Here is a 13543-nt window from a genome sequence, read left to right on the forward strand (position 1 = left end):
GCCGGTTTCGCTACCGCCGCGGGACTGGTGCTCTCAGCAACGGGCGATGCCGCCACAGCTCGCCCCGACATGCAAGCCACGCCCAATTCCTTCCACCAACCCGCAGGAGATGCGACCATGAGCAGCAACACTATCGCCACCACAGACGGCACGCAGATCTTTTACAAGGACTGGGGTTCGGGCCAGCCAATCGTATTCCACCACGGCTGGCCGCTGAGCGCGGACGACTGGGACGTGCAAATGCTGTTCTTCGCCGCTAAGGGCTTTCGCGTCATCGCGCATGACCGACGCGGTCACGGCCGTTCCAGCCAGACGGATAAGGGCAATGACATGGACACCTACGCCGCGGACGTTGCGGCGCTTGCGGCACATCTCGACCTGAAGAACGCCATCCATATCGGCCACTCCACCGGCGGAGGCGAGGCGGCGCGCTACGTGGCACGGCATGGGAGCAACGGGCGCGTGGCCAAGCTCGCACTGCTCGGCGCCGTGCCCCCGGTCATGCTGCGGAGCGCGTCCAATCCAGGTGGCCAGCCGATCGACGTGTTTGATGGTTACCGCACGGCGCTTGCCGCCAACCGCGCGCAGTTCTACCGCGACGTCCCGGCGGGCCCCTTCTACGGCTTCAACCGGCCTGGGGTGGCGACCATCCCGGGCGTGGTGGACAACTGGTGGCGGCAGGGCATGGCCGGCGGGGCGTTCGCCCAGTACGAGTGCGTCAAGGCCTTTTCCGAGACCGACTTCACCGAGGACCTGAAGGCAATCCAGGTGCCCGTGCTGTGGCTGCACGGCGAGGACGACCAGGTCGTGCCGATTGCGGACTCGGCGCGGATCGGGATCGGGCTGCTGAAGCACGGCACGCTGAAGACCTATCCGGGCTACCCGCACGGCATGGCCACGACCCATGCCGACGTCATCAACGCCGACCTGCTCGCCTTCATCAAGGGCTGAGCGGGGAAGTCGCTGGGCCAAGGGCAGACAGGACGGCCGTTTTGACCGGATTCCGGTGGTCAATGCGGCCTTCCACCGGGCTTCGCGGGAAAATCGACGGTCGCGTGGAATATCCGGCGGCCGGCGGTGTCTCTCTCCAAGACGGCGCGATCGGCCGAGCAAGGAGAAACCATTGAACGCGCTTCGGAACACCAGGATCTGCCGCAGCGGCCAGGGCGGGCTCATGCTCCTTGCTGCCCTCCTGGCGAAACCGGCCCTGGCGCATGAGGGCCACCACCATCCCGCTCCTGCGGCCGCCGCACCCGCGGGCGAGGCGTCCTTCCTGGCGGAGAACGAGGCGGCCATGACGAAGATGATGGCGATGATGGAGGTCCGGCCAACCGGCGACATCGACCGGGACTTCGTCGCGATGATGACGCCGCACCATCAGGGCGCCATCGACATGGCGACGGCCCTGCTCCGCCACGGGGGGAACGAGCAGCTCCGGCGGCTGGCGCAGGAGATCATCGTCACGCAGCAGCAGGAGATCGCGGCCATGCAGCTCGCGCTCGGCGAGCCGCCGCCGCCCTCGGCCGCCGCGCCGACCCAGGCTACGCCCACCCCCTCCCGCTAGGACATCCCCCATGAGAGCACGTCTTCTCGCGACCGCCTGCCTGGGCGGAAGCCTTCTCGCGGCCGGCGCCTGGGCCGGCCAGGCCCCGGGTGCGGCCTCCGCGCCTGACCAGCCGATCTCGCACCAGGACCGCGTCTATGCGGCCGAGCAGTTCTCCAACACGGTCTCCGTCACCGATCCCGCGAGCAACACGCTGCTGGGCGTGATCCGGCTCGGCGATCCGCAGCCCGGCAATTTCAGCCCACTCTATCGCGGCCAGGTGCTGGTGCACGGCATGGGGTTCTCGCCCGATCACCGCACGCTGGCCGTGGTCTCGATCGGCAGCAACTCCGTCACCTTCATCGACACTGCGACCAACGCGGTGAAGCACACCACCTATGTCGGCCGCTCCCCGCATGAGGCCTTCTTCACGCCGGACGGGTCGGAGGTGTGGGTCACGGTGCGCGGGGAGGATTATGTTGCCGTGCTGGATGCCCGGAGCTTCGAGGAGAAGACGCGCATCCGCGTGCCCGCCGGCCCGGGCATGACGATCTTTTCGCCCGACGGGGCCTACGGCTATGTCTGCTCCTCTTTCAATCCCGAGACGGTGGTGGTCGCCACGGGCAGCCACGAGATCGTCGGGCGGGTGAGGCAGGACAGCCCCTTCTGCCCGAACATCGCGGCGACGCCGGACGGCACGCAGGTCTGGATGACGCTGAAGGATGTCGGCCGGACGATGGTGTTCAACGCGCGGCCGCCCTTCAACGTGATCCGCAGCTTCGACACCGGGCCGATCACCAACCACGTCAACTTCGCCCGCACCCCTGGCGGGACCTTTGCCTATGTGACGATCGGCGGGTTGAACGAGGTAAAAGTCTTCCGCACGGACGACTTCTCGCAGGTCGCCACCATTCCGGTTGGCAAGCTGCCGCATGGCATCTGGCCCGCGGGCGATGGCAGCCGGGTCTATGTCGGGCTGGAGAACGGGGACGCGCTCGTCGCGATCTACACGGCGACCAACCGCGTGATCGGGCAGGTCCCGATTGGTCAGGCACCGCAGGCGGTGAACTACGTGCCGGGCGCGGTTCCGGAGGGCGACGGGCGCGCGAACCTGCAGCCGCTCGGCTTGGCGGGCCAGGCGGCGCACATCACCCTGGGCGAGCCGGGTAGGCCAGGCATGCCCACCAGCGTCTCGCTCTTTGAGCAAGGGCTGACCCAGGTGCTGCAGGCCTCCGTGACGGGGCTGCAGCCCGGGAAGCCCTATGTTCTTGCCCTGGCCCAGCACGGGGACGGGCAGGGCGCCCTGGAGCCGCTGGCGAACTTCATGACCAATCCGGCGGGCGCTGCTATCGTGAACGCCGTGGGCCCGATCCGGCAGGTGGTGCAGGGCGCGGCCGACCTGCCCCGGCGCTACCTCGTCATCCTGCCGGGCGGCGCGGGGCAGCCCGGGGCGCCGGTGCAGGTCCAGCAGCCTTGAGCCCGAGGGCCTGCCCGGCGAGCGGGCAGGTCCGCCATCCCGGAGGGATGCCCTGGCCATGAACGACATGGCGCGGCTGATCGAGCCGCTCATCCCCTCGCTCCGCCGCTACGCGCGGGGACTGCTGCGGGACAAGGGCGCCGCGGACGACCTGGTGCAGGACGGGCTGGCTGGCCCTGTGGAGGCGCCGCATGGCATCGCCGCCCTCGCGCAGCAGGCGGCCGACAGCTACGCCGCCTATGCGTCGGATAGGCGGCGTCCGGTGGAACTGGGCGCGAGCAGCGGCGCGGAGCTGGTCGCCTGGGCCTCGGACCGCCTGGGCCGGCGTGTTGCGGTGCCGGATCTTTCCGCCGCCGGGTACCGGCTCATGGGCGGGCGCGTGGTGCCCACGCCCCAGGGCCCGGCCGCGATGTTCATGTTCGATGACGACAAGGGCACGCGGCTGGTGCTGGTCACGCGCGGCATGGCGGTTGAGCGGGACACCCGCATGGCCCGCCATTCCCGCGGGCCGGTCGAGGCCGTCACCTGGGCCACGAACGGGACCGGGTACAGCCTGGCCGGGGTTCTTCCACTCGACGGGCTGCACCCGCTGGCCGATGAGGTGCGGCGGCAGCTCGGGGCGAGGCCGACCTAAACCAAGGTATGATCCCCTCCTACTCACGGGTGACGGATCAACCCCGTGGTCGCGAGGTATAGGTCCGGCGCAGAAAGCAGGAGCTGCGCTATGATCAGCATGGATCACTCCCGTCGATCCCTGGCCAGGATGGTGCTGGCGGGTGGCACATCCTCGGCCATCACAGGGTCGGCCAGTCCGGCCGGGGCGCAGCCCGCCTCTCGCGAAATCAGGCCCTTCAGGATCTCCGTGGCCGATGAGGCGATCAAGGATCTTCAAGCACGGCTCGATGCGGTCCGCTGGCCCGAGCGTGAGACGGTGGGCGACCTCTCGCAGGGCGTGCCACTGGATCGGATGCGCGCATTGGTCGATCACTGGCGACACCGGTACGACTGGCGCGACCTGGAGCGCCGTCTCAACGCGATCCCACAGTTCGTCACGACCATCGACGGGCTGGATATCCACTTCCTGCATATCCGGTCCAGGCACGCGGATGCCTTGCCGCTGATCATGACGCATGGCTGGCCCGGTTCGATCGTTGAACTGCTGAAGGTCATCGGCCCGTTGACGGACCCAATGGCACATGGGGGCGAGGCAAGCGATGCGTTTCACCTCGTTCTGCCCAGCCTCCCGGGCTACGGCTTCTCGGGGAAGCCGATTAATGCGGGCTGGGGCCGTCAACGGACAGCCCGTGCCTGGCACGGGCTCATGGGACGGCTCGGATATGATCGCTACGTTGCGCAGGGCGGCGACTGGGGGTCCGTCGTCACCCAGGAGATGGGCCGTCAGGCCCCGCAGGGTCTAGCCGCGATCCACGTCAACATGCCGGCCGTTATCCCCAGGGAAACGCCGGCGAGCCTGTCTCCGGAGGAGGCCGCAGCGATGAAGTCGCTGCAGGCCTTCTTCGATGAAGGGTCGGGCTACGCAGCGGTTCAGCGGAGCCGTCCACAGACCATCGGCTATGCGCTCGCGGACTCACCTGTGGGGCAGGCCGCGTGGATCTACGAGAAGTTCATCGCATGGACTGATAGCGGCGGAGTTCCCGAGCGGGTTCTCACGAGAGATGAGATGCTCGACGACATCATGTTCTACTGGATCACGAACAGCGCGGCCTCGTCGGCCCGCTTCTACGCGGAGAATGCGGACCTTGCCTTCTTCGTGGTCGGCGTCGAGATCCCGGTTGGGGTTACGGTGTTCCCCGGTGAGTTGTACCGCGCTCCCCGTAGCTGGGGTGAGAAGGCTTACCCGAACCTGATCTACTGGAACGAGGTGGACCGGGGCGGGCACTTCGCCGCTTTCGAGCAGCCAATCGTGTTCTCGGCCGAGATGCGCGCCTGCTTCCGGGCTGTGCGGAACAAGGGCTAAGCTGTGAGGTCCATCGGACGGGGTTTGCCGGTGCGGATGGCCGGATGCTTCGGCTCAGGAGGTCAGGGCAAGGTCGAGGCAACTGATCAGACAGTCGCCATCGAAAGGCTTCCGCAGAAACCAGCGCGCGCCCGCCGCACGCGCCTGGGCCGTGAAGCGGTCATCGAGGAAGGCGGACATGAGGATGATCGGGATGCAAGCCCCCGAGGCGGCAATGGCTTCGGCCAGCTCGAGGCCACTCATCCCGGGCATCTGGACGTCGCTGATGATGCAGGCGCTGTCCTCCCGCTCAGCCGAGTTGAGGAAAGCTTCGGCCGAGCAGAAGATCGCCACGCGGTAGCCGAGGCTACGGACCAGCCCATCCAGCGAACGCCGCACGCCTTCATCGTCATCCACCACCGCAATCAGCGGGATCCCGTCCACCTCTTCCGATCCCCGTCCCACCTGCCGCCGTGGTGGCTGCAATATTTGAGCAGAATGCATTCCGCAGTCATCCAGCGGTATTATACGCGAGGATGAAACATCGAATATCATCTCGCCTGCGCTCTCGCGGGAGATGGTTCGGGTGAGGTGCTGGCGACCCGGCCTGCTAGCCAGTGACCATGCGGTGATCTGGCCGTCGCTTTGGCATTTTCGGTGAGCTGGTACTCAGGGGCAGCGTGGTGCCACTCGTCTTCAGGTCAGACTTCCAGCCAGACGCTCTGCGAGTCGCTGTTCTTTGAAGGCGTCAACGATCCAATCGACGAAGACACGGGTCTTCGCCGGCATCAGGGTGCGTGAGCTGTAGTAAACCGAAATCGCGCCAGCGTCGGAGTACCAGTGAGGGACGAGACGGACCAACGCGCCAGCCTCGAGGAGTGGCAGCACGTCCGGAACCGCGACCAACGCCACGCCGAGGCCGAGAAGCACCGCTTCGCGCATGGCACTTGGATCGTTGACGACCACGCGCTCTGAAAGCGGCGCCGGCATCTCTGTTCCGCCGACATTGCGCATGGTCCACTGCCTGATGCGCCCGGATTGCAGGGAGCGCATGACAACCCCATCCAAAGCCTGGAGACCACTGGGATCCGTCAGCGGCGAGCGCCCGCGCATATAGGCGGGGGACGCGACGGCGATGATGTGGGCGGGAGCCAGGGCTCGGGAGAAAATCCCGGGTGACAGGTCGAACCCGCCGCCGATGGCGGCGTCGTAGCCCTCCGCAACGAGATCGACCTGGCGGTTCTCGAAGTGCCATTCCGGCCTGATGCCGGGGTAGCGCGCCAGCAGCCCCGGCAGGAGCGGCAGGAGAAAGCTCACGCCGAAAGTGGGCGCCATGCTGACCTTCAGCGTTCCGGCTGGCTCGCCTTCGCCGGCCGTGACGGTTGCGATGGCCTGCTGGACGCCCTCCAGGTTGTTGGCGAGGGCCAGGCGGAATGCCTCCCCTGCCTCGGTGAGGGTGAGCTTGCGCGTCGATCGGTGAAACAGGCGAACGCCGAGGTTGCGCTCCAGGATTGCCACGTTCCGGCTGACGGCCGCCGGGGTCAGGAACATGCGGCGGGCCGCTTCCGAGAAGCTGCCGTGATCCGCGCTGCGGACGAAGGATTCGAGATTCGAAAGAGTCTCCACAAGGAATTCTTAAAGCAACCCTTGAGAATGTTGCAATGAAATCCCGGCTAATTCGTAGGAACCGGCCCGACTACCTTCGGCTGATCGAAAGCAGACGGGTAACGGCCATGTCCCAGATTTCCCAGCCACTGACTGGCAAGGTGGCGCTGATAACAGGCGGATCCCGCGGGATCGGCGCGGCCATTGTCCGGCGCCTGGCCAGCGACGGCGCCGATGTCGCTTTCAGCTACGCCGCGTCTGCCGCGCGCGCCGAACAGCTCGTCCGGGAGGTGCAGGCCCTTGGCCGTCGCGCGGTCGCGGTCAAAGCTGATCAGGGAGAAGTGAAGGAGGTAGCGGAGCTCGTGCGCCTCGCTCACTCTCGCCTGGGTCGCCTCGACATCCTGGTCAACTCGGCCGGCGTGTTCGTGACCGGTGTTGTCGGCGATCCCAATGCCGATCTCGCCGCCTTCGACCGGCAGCTCGATATTAACGTGAAGGGCGTAGCGGCCGCGGTTCGCGCCGCAGTGCCTCTCATGGTTGATGGCGGACGGATCATCTCGATCGGCACCACGGGCGCGATGCATGTGCCCTTCGCCGGCGCGGCGGACTACATCGCCAGCAAGGCTGCCGTAGCCGCCTACACGCGCGGGTGGTCGCGTGACCTTGGGCCGCGCAACATTACGGTCAATGTGGTGCAGCCCGGCGCTATCAACACCGAGATGAATCCGGAGGACGGGCCATTTGCCGAGACGCTGAAGGGCCTCGCTGCCCTCGGCCGCTACGGCCAACCTGAGGACATCGCAGCAGCCGTCGCCTTTCTGGCCGGACCGGACGCCGGTTACATTACAGGAGCCACCCTGAACGTCGATGGCGGCCAGACAGCATGACACCGAACAGCACGCATCCGGGGGGCACCATGGCCAGTATCGGGATCATCGGCGCGGGACAGATCGGCCGAGCCGTCGCGACCATCCTGGCGCGCAATGCCCTTCCGGCCACGCTGTCCAACAGCCGCGGCCCGGCAAGCCTGGCAGAGACCGTGGCCGCCCTAGGCCCTGATATCACCGCCGGCACGCGCGAGGAGGCTGCGTCGCGCGACATCGTCTTCGTGGCGGTGAACTGGTCCAAGCTGCCGGAAGCCCTTGCAGGACTGCCAGACTTCTCCGGCCGGATCGCCATCGATGCGAACAACCCGATCGAGGCGCCGCTCTTCAGGCCCGCCGATCTCGGTGGCCGCAGTTCGTCAGAGGTCTTCGCCGGGCTGGTGCCGGGGGCGCGTGTCGTGAAGGCATTCAACCACCTCAAGCCGCAGCTCCTTGTCTGCGATCCGTCCAGCCAAGGCGGCAAGCGTGTGCTGTTCCTTTCGGGGGACGATGCGGAGGCGAAGGCGCGGGTGAGCGGCCTGATCGATAGGCTGGGCTTCTTCGGCATCGATCTGGGGCCGCTCGCCGTGGGCAGCCGGCTTGTCCAGTTCCCCGGCGGCCCGCTCCCCGGGCTCAACTTGGTGAATATGGGTTAGCGCGGCCGGCGGACCGGCCCCTGCATCGACCGCGAGCAGGGGAGCCAGGGCAGCAGCAACGAGCCAATTCTGTGCGGTCCCCAGTAGCGCGGAATAGATCAAACCCTTCCCGATGGAGACGTCGATGTCCAAGACCCAGGCGCCGCTGTCGCGACGCGCGGTGTTCGCCATTGCTGCCACAGGAGCCTCGCCCGGCGGTCTCGCACAGGCTCAGGGCCAGTCGCTGGCCGTGGCCGTCGCTGCCGCGCCGACATCGCTGGACCCGCACTATCACACGTTCTCGCCCAACAACATGCTGGCCGAGCACTTCTTCGACCCCCTGATCGGGCGGGATGCGAAGGCGCAGTTGCGGCCAGGGCTGGCCGAAGCATGGCGCCTTGTGGACGACACAACCTGGGAGTTCAATCTGCGGCGGGGCGTGAGGTTCAGCAACGGCGCGGACTTCACGGCTGAGGATGTGCTCTTCACCCTCAAACGCGTGCCAAGCGTGCTGAACAGCCCTGGCTCCTTCGCGACATTCACCAAGGCCATTGTCTCGGTGGTCGCGCCGGATCCGTACACGATCCGCTTCACGACGAACGGCACTTATCCGTTGCTGCCGCAAGATCTCAGCCTCGTCCACATCATCTGCAAGTCCGTCGGCGACAGGGTCACGACGGCCGACTTCAACAGCGGGCACGCTGTGATCGGCACCGGCCCCTTCCGGCTTCAAGACTTCGTTCCGGACGACCGAGTGACGATGGTGCGGAACGCGGATTACTGGGGCGAGATGCCGGACTGGTCGCAGGTGACCTATCGCTTTATCCCCAGTGACGGTGTGCGCGTGGCCGCACTGCTCTCGGGTGCCGTGCAGATGATCGACAGTGTGCCGCCGGCCGATATGCCGCGGCTGCGTGGTACGCCCGGCTTTAGCATGGCCGAGATCCCTAGCCTGCGCTCGATTTTTCTGATGCTGGATGTGGCGAACGAAGTGTCCCCGAGTATTGCAGGGCCAAATGGGGAGAGCCTGAATCCGAATCCGCTGCGCGACTTGCGCGTGCGCCAGGCACTGTCCTTCGCCATCAACCGCCAGGCGATCGTTGATCGGGTGATGCAGGGCGCGGGCGTACCTAGTGGGCAGATGATGCCGCCTGGCACCACTGGCTATCTGGCTGACCTGCCACTCCCCCCGTTCGATCCCGAGCGTGCCCGGGCCTTGCTGTCGGCCGCCGGATACCCGAACGGCTTCCAGATCGGGCTCATCGGGCCGAACAACCGCTATGTGAACGACGTGCAAATCATCCAGGCTGTCGGGCAAATGTGGCAGCGTATCGGTGTGCGAACACGGGTGGAGGCGATGCCCTTTGCCGTGCTCGTGCACCGCCAGGCCCGCAACAACATGTCGGCAATGCTGTTTGGTTGGGCCACCACCGGCGAGCCCTCGACCGCATTGCGAGGGAACCTGACGACGCGGAATCTCGAGAAGGGCTTGGGCACAGTCAACTTCAGCGGTTACTCCAGCGCCAGGGTCGATGCCCTGGTCGAGGAAGGGTTGCGCACCGCGGATGATGAGAGGCGTGAAATCGTCTTCAAGCAAGCCATGCGCATCGGCATGGAGGAGGTGGCCGTGATTCCGCTGCACATGCAGAAGAACGTCTGGGCGATGCGCGGTGGGCTGACCTATGAGGTGCGGGCCGATGAATACACCACGGCCATGGGTGTCAGGCGGGTCGGCTAGCCGAGCGGGCGAGGTTCAACAGCCCGCCATGAATAGGCTGTGCTGTCCTGGCGGCACTCGCGTACTCCGGACTGTCCGAGGCTCGCGAAGCGTCTGCAACCGGTACGCCGAACGCGAAGACAGCACCGCCTGCAGGCCCGCCCTGCACGGAGATCCAACCCTCATGGGCCTCGACGATGGTTTTCGACACCGAGAGCCCCATGCCCATACCCGATGCCTTAGTGGTGTAGAAGGCATCGAACAGACGCGGTATGGTCTCATCGTCAATACCCGGGCCGGTGTCGCTGACCTCGATGATGATCGTGGCGGCCCGCTCGTGGGAACTGAGCGTGACGAGGCGAGAAGTGCCCGGTTGATGCAGCATGGCCTGCGCGGCATTCACCACGAGGTTGATGACTACCTGCTGCAGTTGCACCCGATCGGCGAAGACCGGCGGAAGGTGGGAGGCAAGGTCGAGGCGGAGTTCCGCGCCCAACGACACCACCTGGCGGCGCACCAGCGCGGCAGCGTCCTCGATCATACCGTTCGGATCGAACCAGGTACGCTTCGTCGTTCCCCTTGTTGCCAGCGCCCGCGTGCGGGCAATGATCTCGGACGCCCTTCTCCCTTCATCGATGATGCGCCTGATCGCCGCCTCGGCCTCAGCCAGATCAGGCACCGGCCTGCGAAGCCAGCGCAGTGCCGCGTCACCATTGGCTATCACAGCCGCGAGGGGCTGGTTGACCTCATGCGCGATAGAGGCGGTGAGTTCCCCCAGCGTTGCAATCCGGCCGGCATGGGCGAGCTCCGCCTCGAGCTTCGCGAGCTTGCGCTCTTGCCGAACGCGTTCACCTATATCGATCACGCCGAGGAAGACCCGGTCCTGCCGGTCTCCATGCTGCGGGAAGGCGCTGGTCAGACGGACGTTGATCTGCTGACCCCCGACCCGCAGCATCACCGTCTCAGCCTCGAAGCTCTTCTGGCCGCCGAGATAGGCCAGCAGGTTGGCCGCGAGAACCGGTTCCGCGGCCGGGGGGCACAGGGCCCCGAATGGCGTACCGGTGGAGGCGCTGCGGTCGAGACCGAAGAAAGATGCCGCAGTCTCGTTCATGCTCGCGAGATGCGTGCGGTCGATGATGCGGCGTATGAAGGTCGGGTCGGACGCAATTGCAGCGGAAACCGTCTTCAGACTGCCATCACGCGGCCGGCGCAGGGTCCTGGCGAACCTCGACAGATCGAGTTCGACGAAGGCGATGCCCTTGCCGTCGAACAGGCTGTGGAACCGGTGCTGGTGGGCGGCCGTGTCGAAAACGAGCACGTGAAAGCCGACGAGGCCGCGCGGGCCAAAGCGGGGGATGTACCGGATCGCGGCGTCCCTCCATGTTCCGTCGGAGTGCAGGACCGTTGCGTCGAAGGAGACCTCATCGCCGGCCAGCGCGCGCCGCAAGAACGGGGCGCGCTCGGTGTAGGTTTGCTCGCCCAGGAGGTCTCTGATGTGCAGGCCGACAATCTCGTCCGGCGACCGCCCGTACCATCGGCGGTGGTACGCGTTTGCGTAGCGGCAGATCAGCTCCGCGTCGAAGAAGGAAAGCAGGGCAGGGATGGCGTCGGCCATCGCCCGGTAGTCGGCGGCGGTGCCATAGGTCGAGGTATCCAGATCGGCACGGAGACGGTGCCTCATGCCACGCCGCCCAAGCTGCTGGCATACACCGTCCTCATTTGGTCGAGGTCCAGCTCATCATCCTGTGCGCATTGGGAGTTCATCATGCGTCGTGTCCGGTTCCGCCGGGGGTACGCCCACTTGCGACGTCTCGGTCCTGTGTGCCGACGAGGTTATCGCCGCGAAGCGCCGGGATTAGCGGTCAAACTTGCGGCCGCGGCTAGCACGTTCCTGCGCGGCCGGATGGACGTTCTTGCTCTGGGGAACGAGGGGCGGCGCCGGGGCGCAAACCCGTCGACGCAGCCAAAAGTTCGGGCCAAACTAAGTGCGCGGGCTACCTGATTCCTGATCGTGGGACAGGTGCAAAGGGAGGTTTATGCGTGGCGGGACTAAGAAAGAACAATGTCGCCATGGAATACTTCCGCCCGAAGCAGGCCTCCATTCTCACGACGCGCGGCGGGCGCCCGGCGCCGATCGCAATTGGGCGGGTTCGTGGCGCGGCAGACGACAAGCCGCTGAGCCGACACGTGGTGGAAGACGCCTTTCTCTTCTGCCTGGCGCGCGTGCCCTGCCGCGCAGACATGACCTGCGATGGCCGCTCTATGCCGGTGCGGCTCGCGAGACCCGGACAGATCCGCGCCTACGACTACCGCCATGACTGGACCTGCGTCCTGATGGACGATTTCGATCAGGTGAACTGGCACATTCCCCGGTCCGTCTTCGAGGCGCTCGAGCCCGACCAACCCGGGACATTGTTCTCCGAGCTTTCGGTTCCTGAGGCGAGCAGCATCGAAGACCCTGTGGCACTGCAACTGGCCAATCTGCTGGAGCCGGCATTCCTCTCGCCCGAAGCCACCAACACGCTGTTCATCGACCATCTGTGCTGGGCGGCCGTTGCCCATTTCGGGAAAACCTACGGCGCCTACCGGCCCATCAGGCCGAAGGGTGGCCCGCGCCTGAGCCCGTGGCAGGAGCGTGTGGCAAAGGACACGATCGCGGCCCGGCTAGACGGCGAGGTCCGCCTCGCGGACCTGGCGGCGGCCTGTGGGCTTTCCGTCAGTCACTTCGCCAGAGCCTTCCGGGCGACGATCGGGGTTCCGCCCCATCGCTGGCTGCTGGAGAGGCGGATCGACCAGGCCAAGGCATTGCTGGCGAACCCGCGAGTGACGGTGGCAGAGGTGGCCGCGGCCACGGGCTTCTCCGACCAGAGCCACCTTTCGCGCGTGTTCTCCCGCCAGGTCGGGGTGCCGCCAGCGAGTTGGCGGAACGGAAAGTCACCCCGCGGACCATGATCAAGCCCGCCCCTCCCTCTCCGGAGGGTGTCCAGGCCGTCCATGTCGTTGACGATGACTTGGGGCTCCGCCAAGCTCTGGACAGCCTTTTTCGCTCGGTCGGCTACAGGACGCGGCTTTATGGCTCAGCGGCCGAGTTCCTCGATTCCGGCGATGCGCGTGCGGCGGGCTGCCTCGTGCTCGATGTTCGCCTTCCCGGGCTCAGCGGGCTCGACCTTCAGGGGCAGCTGAACGAAGCCGGCGTGACCATGCCGGTGGTTCTGATGACCGGGCATGGCGACATTCCCATGACGGTGCAGGGCATGAAAGCAGGCGCCGTGGACTTCCTGCCCAAGCCCTTTCGCGACCAGGACATGCTGGATGCTGTCGCCTCTGCCCTCGCCCGGGATGCCGCCGCGCGGACCGAGCGCGGCCGGTTCAACGAGCTGCGAAGCAGTTTCGCCACCCTCTCTCCGCGGGAACGAGAGGTGATGGCGCGGGTCGCCGCTGGGAAGATGAACAAGCAGATCGCCTTCGACCTTGAGCTCAGCGAGATCACGGTCAAGATCCACCGCGGCAACGCCATGCGAAAGATGGGAGCCCGGACACTCGCCGACTTTGTGAAGATGGCGGAGGCTTTGAAGTTGAAGGCCTAGCGCCCCCACGACGCCATCGTGGGACGTCGCGAGACGCAGCGCCCTAGGTCCACTGCAACGTCTCCCGAATTTTGCATCGGTATGCCGAGAGGCGATCGACCTTTCGCGCGTGAGCGGAGATGCGCGAGGCGGCTGCCGGTGCGGATGCGAGTGCGGCAG

Annotated in this window: 13 protein-coding genes; 10 read left to right on the forward strand and 3 right to left on the reverse strand. The window is 66.3% G+C overall.

All coding sequences use genetic code 11. From position 1 onward, the window contains the following. Positions 1-117: 117 nt before the first annotated feature. The 5 genes from ACVBD7_RS25690 (at position 118) to ACVBD7_RS25710 (ending at position 4998) form a co-directional block, all read left to right on the forward strand. Entirely contained in the window at positions 118-951 is an 834-nt protein-coding gene (locus ACVBD7_RS25690; protein WP_458098315.1) for an alpha/beta fold hydrolase, read from the forward strand. 223 nt (positions 952-1174) lie between these two features. Then, positions 1175-1564, forward strand: coding sequence for a DUF305 domain-containing protein (locus ACVBD7_RS25695; protein WP_458098391.1), 390 nt, complete (start codon positions 1175-1177; stop codon positions 1562-1564). A 10-nt stretch (positions 1565-1574) separates the two neighbouring features. Further along, positions 1575-3020, forward strand: coding sequence for a YncE family protein (locus ACVBD7_RS25700; protein ID WP_458098316.1), 1446 nt, complete (start codon positions 1575-1577; stop codon positions 3018-3020). Positions 3021-3078: 58 nt separating this feature from the next. Then, on the forward strand, positions 3079-3654 hold the full coding sequence (locus ACVBD7_RS25705) for a hypothetical protein (RefSeq protein ID WP_458098317.1): 576 nt from the start codon (positions 3079-3081) through the stop codon (positions 3652-3654). 90 nt (positions 3655-3744) lie between these two features. After that, positions 3745-4998, forward strand: a complete 1254-nt coding sequence (locus ACVBD7_RS25710; RefSeq protein WP_458098318.1) for an epoxide hydrolase family protein — start codon at positions 3745-3747, stop codon at positions 4996-4998. Positions 4999-5052: 54 nt separating this feature from the next. Here ACVBD7_RS25710 and ACVBD7_RS25715 read toward each other — a convergent pair whose 3' ends face one another. Then, positions 5053-5421, reverse strand: a complete 369-nt coding sequence (locus ACVBD7_RS25715) for a response regulator transcription factor (protein WP_458098319.1) — start codon at positions 5419-5421, stop codon at positions 5053-5055. Positions 5422-5673: 252 nt separating this feature from the next. After that, positions 5674-6603: a LysR family transcriptional regulator gene (locus ACVBD7_RS25720; protein WP_458098320.1), complete on the reverse strand. Its 930-nt coding sequence runs from the start codon at positions 6601-6603 to the stop codon at positions 5674-5676. A gap of 107 nt (positions 6604-6710) precedes the next feature. On the opposite strand from ACVBD7_RS25720, the gene ACVBD7_RS25725 reads away from it, so the two are divergent. The 3 genes from ACVBD7_RS25725 (at position 6711) to ACVBD7_RS25735 (ending at position 9818) form a co-directional block, all read left to right on the forward strand. Further along, positions 6711-7469 (forward strand): SDR family oxidoreductase, encoded by a 759-nt coding sequence (locus tag ACVBD7_RS25725; protein ID WP_458098392.1) that lies wholly within the window; start codon positions 6711-6713, stop codon positions 7467-7469. A gap of 29 nt (positions 7470-7498) precedes the next feature. Beyond that, the gene (locus ACVBD7_RS25730; protein ID WP_458098393.1) at positions 7499-8101 is read left to right on the forward strand and encodes an NADPH-dependent F420 reductase; all 603 of its coding nucleotides are present in this window, start codon (positions 7499-7501) and stop codon (positions 8099-8101) included. A 124-nt stretch (positions 8102-8225) separates the two neighbouring features. Beyond that, on the forward strand, positions 8226-9818 hold the full coding sequence (locus tag ACVBD7_RS25735; RefSeq protein ID WP_458098321.1) for an ABC transporter substrate-binding protein: 1593 nt from the start codon (positions 8226-8228) through the stop codon (positions 9816-9818). Here the strand turns inward: ACVBD7_RS25735 and ACVBD7_RS25740 are convergent. Next, positions 9802-11478 carry a PAS domain-containing sensor histidine kinase gene (locus ACVBD7_RS25740; protein ID WP_458098322.1) on the reverse strand — a complete coding sequence of 559 codons (1677 nt, stop codon included), beginning with the start codon at positions 11476-11478 and terminating at the stop codon, positions 9802-9804. The two genes, ACVBD7_RS25735 and ACVBD7_RS25740, sit on opposite strands and share 17 nt — an antisense overlap. A gap of 359 nt (positions 11479-11837) precedes the next feature. Between ACVBD7_RS25740 and ACVBD7_RS25745 the strand changes: the two genes are divergently transcribed. Together ACVBD7_RS25745 and ACVBD7_RS25750 are read left to right on the forward strand one after the other, a co-directional pair. Beyond that, entirely contained in the window at positions 11838-12749 is a 912-nt protein-coding gene (locus tag ACVBD7_RS25745) for a helix-turn-helix domain-containing protein (protein ID WP_458098323.1), read from the forward strand. Beyond that, complete coding sequence (locus tag ACVBD7_RS25750) at positions 12746-13384, forward strand: response regulator transcription factor (protein WP_458098324.1); 639 nt, start codon at positions 12746-12748, stop codon at positions 13382-13384. Before ACVBD7_RS25745 ends, ACVBD7_RS25750 begins: the two co-directional genes overlap by 4 nt. The last annotated feature ends 159 nt before the right edge of the window (positions 13385-13543 follow it).

It is taken from the genome of Roseomonas sp. WA12 (assembly GCF_054165765.1).

What these genes read in the sequence shown, in the direction of transcription:
- ACVBD7_RS25690 (WP_458098315.1), top strand. Translation starts at nt 118, where the DNA reads ATGAGCAGCAACACTATCGCCACCACAGACGGCACGCAGATCTTTTAC.
- ACVBD7_RS25695 (WP_458098391.1), top strand. Translation starts at nt 1,175, where the DNA reads ATGCTCCTTGCTGCCCTCCTGGCGAAACCGGCCCTGGCGCATGAGGGC.
- ACVBD7_RS25700 (WP_458098316.1), top strand. Translation starts at nt 1,575, where the DNA reads ATGAGAGCACGTCTTCTCGCGACCGCCTGCCTGGGCGGAAGCCTTCTC.
- ACVBD7_RS25705 (WP_458098317.1), top strand. Translation starts at nt 3,079, where the DNA reads ATGAACGACATGGCGCGGCTGATCGAGCCGCTCATCCCCTCGCTCCGC.
- ACVBD7_RS25710 (WP_458098318.1), top strand. Translation starts at nt 3,745, where the DNA reads ATGATCAGCATGGATCACTCCCGTCGATCCCTGGCCAGGATGGTGCTG.
- ACVBD7_RS25725 (WP_458098392.1), top strand. Translation starts at nt 6,711, where the DNA reads ATGTCCCAGATTTCCCAGCCACTGACTGGCAAGGTGGCGCTGATAACA.
- ACVBD7_RS25730 (WP_458098393.1), top strand. Translation starts at nt 7,499, where the DNA reads ATGGCCAGTATCGGGATCATCGGCGCGGGACAGATCGGCCGAGCCGTC.
- ACVBD7_RS25735 (WP_458098321.1), top strand. Translation starts at nt 8,226, where the DNA reads ATGTCCAAGACCCAGGCGCCGCTGTCGCGACGCGCGGTGTTCGCCATT.
- ACVBD7_RS25740 (WP_458098322.1), bottom strand. Translation starts at nt 11,478, where the DNA reads ATGAGGCACCGTCTCCGTGCCGATCTGGATACCTCGACCTATGGCACC.
- ACVBD7_RS25750 (WP_458098324.1), top strand. Translation starts at nt 12,746, where the DNA reads ATGATCAAGCCCGCCCCTCCCTCTCCGGAGGGTGTCCAGGCCGTCCAT.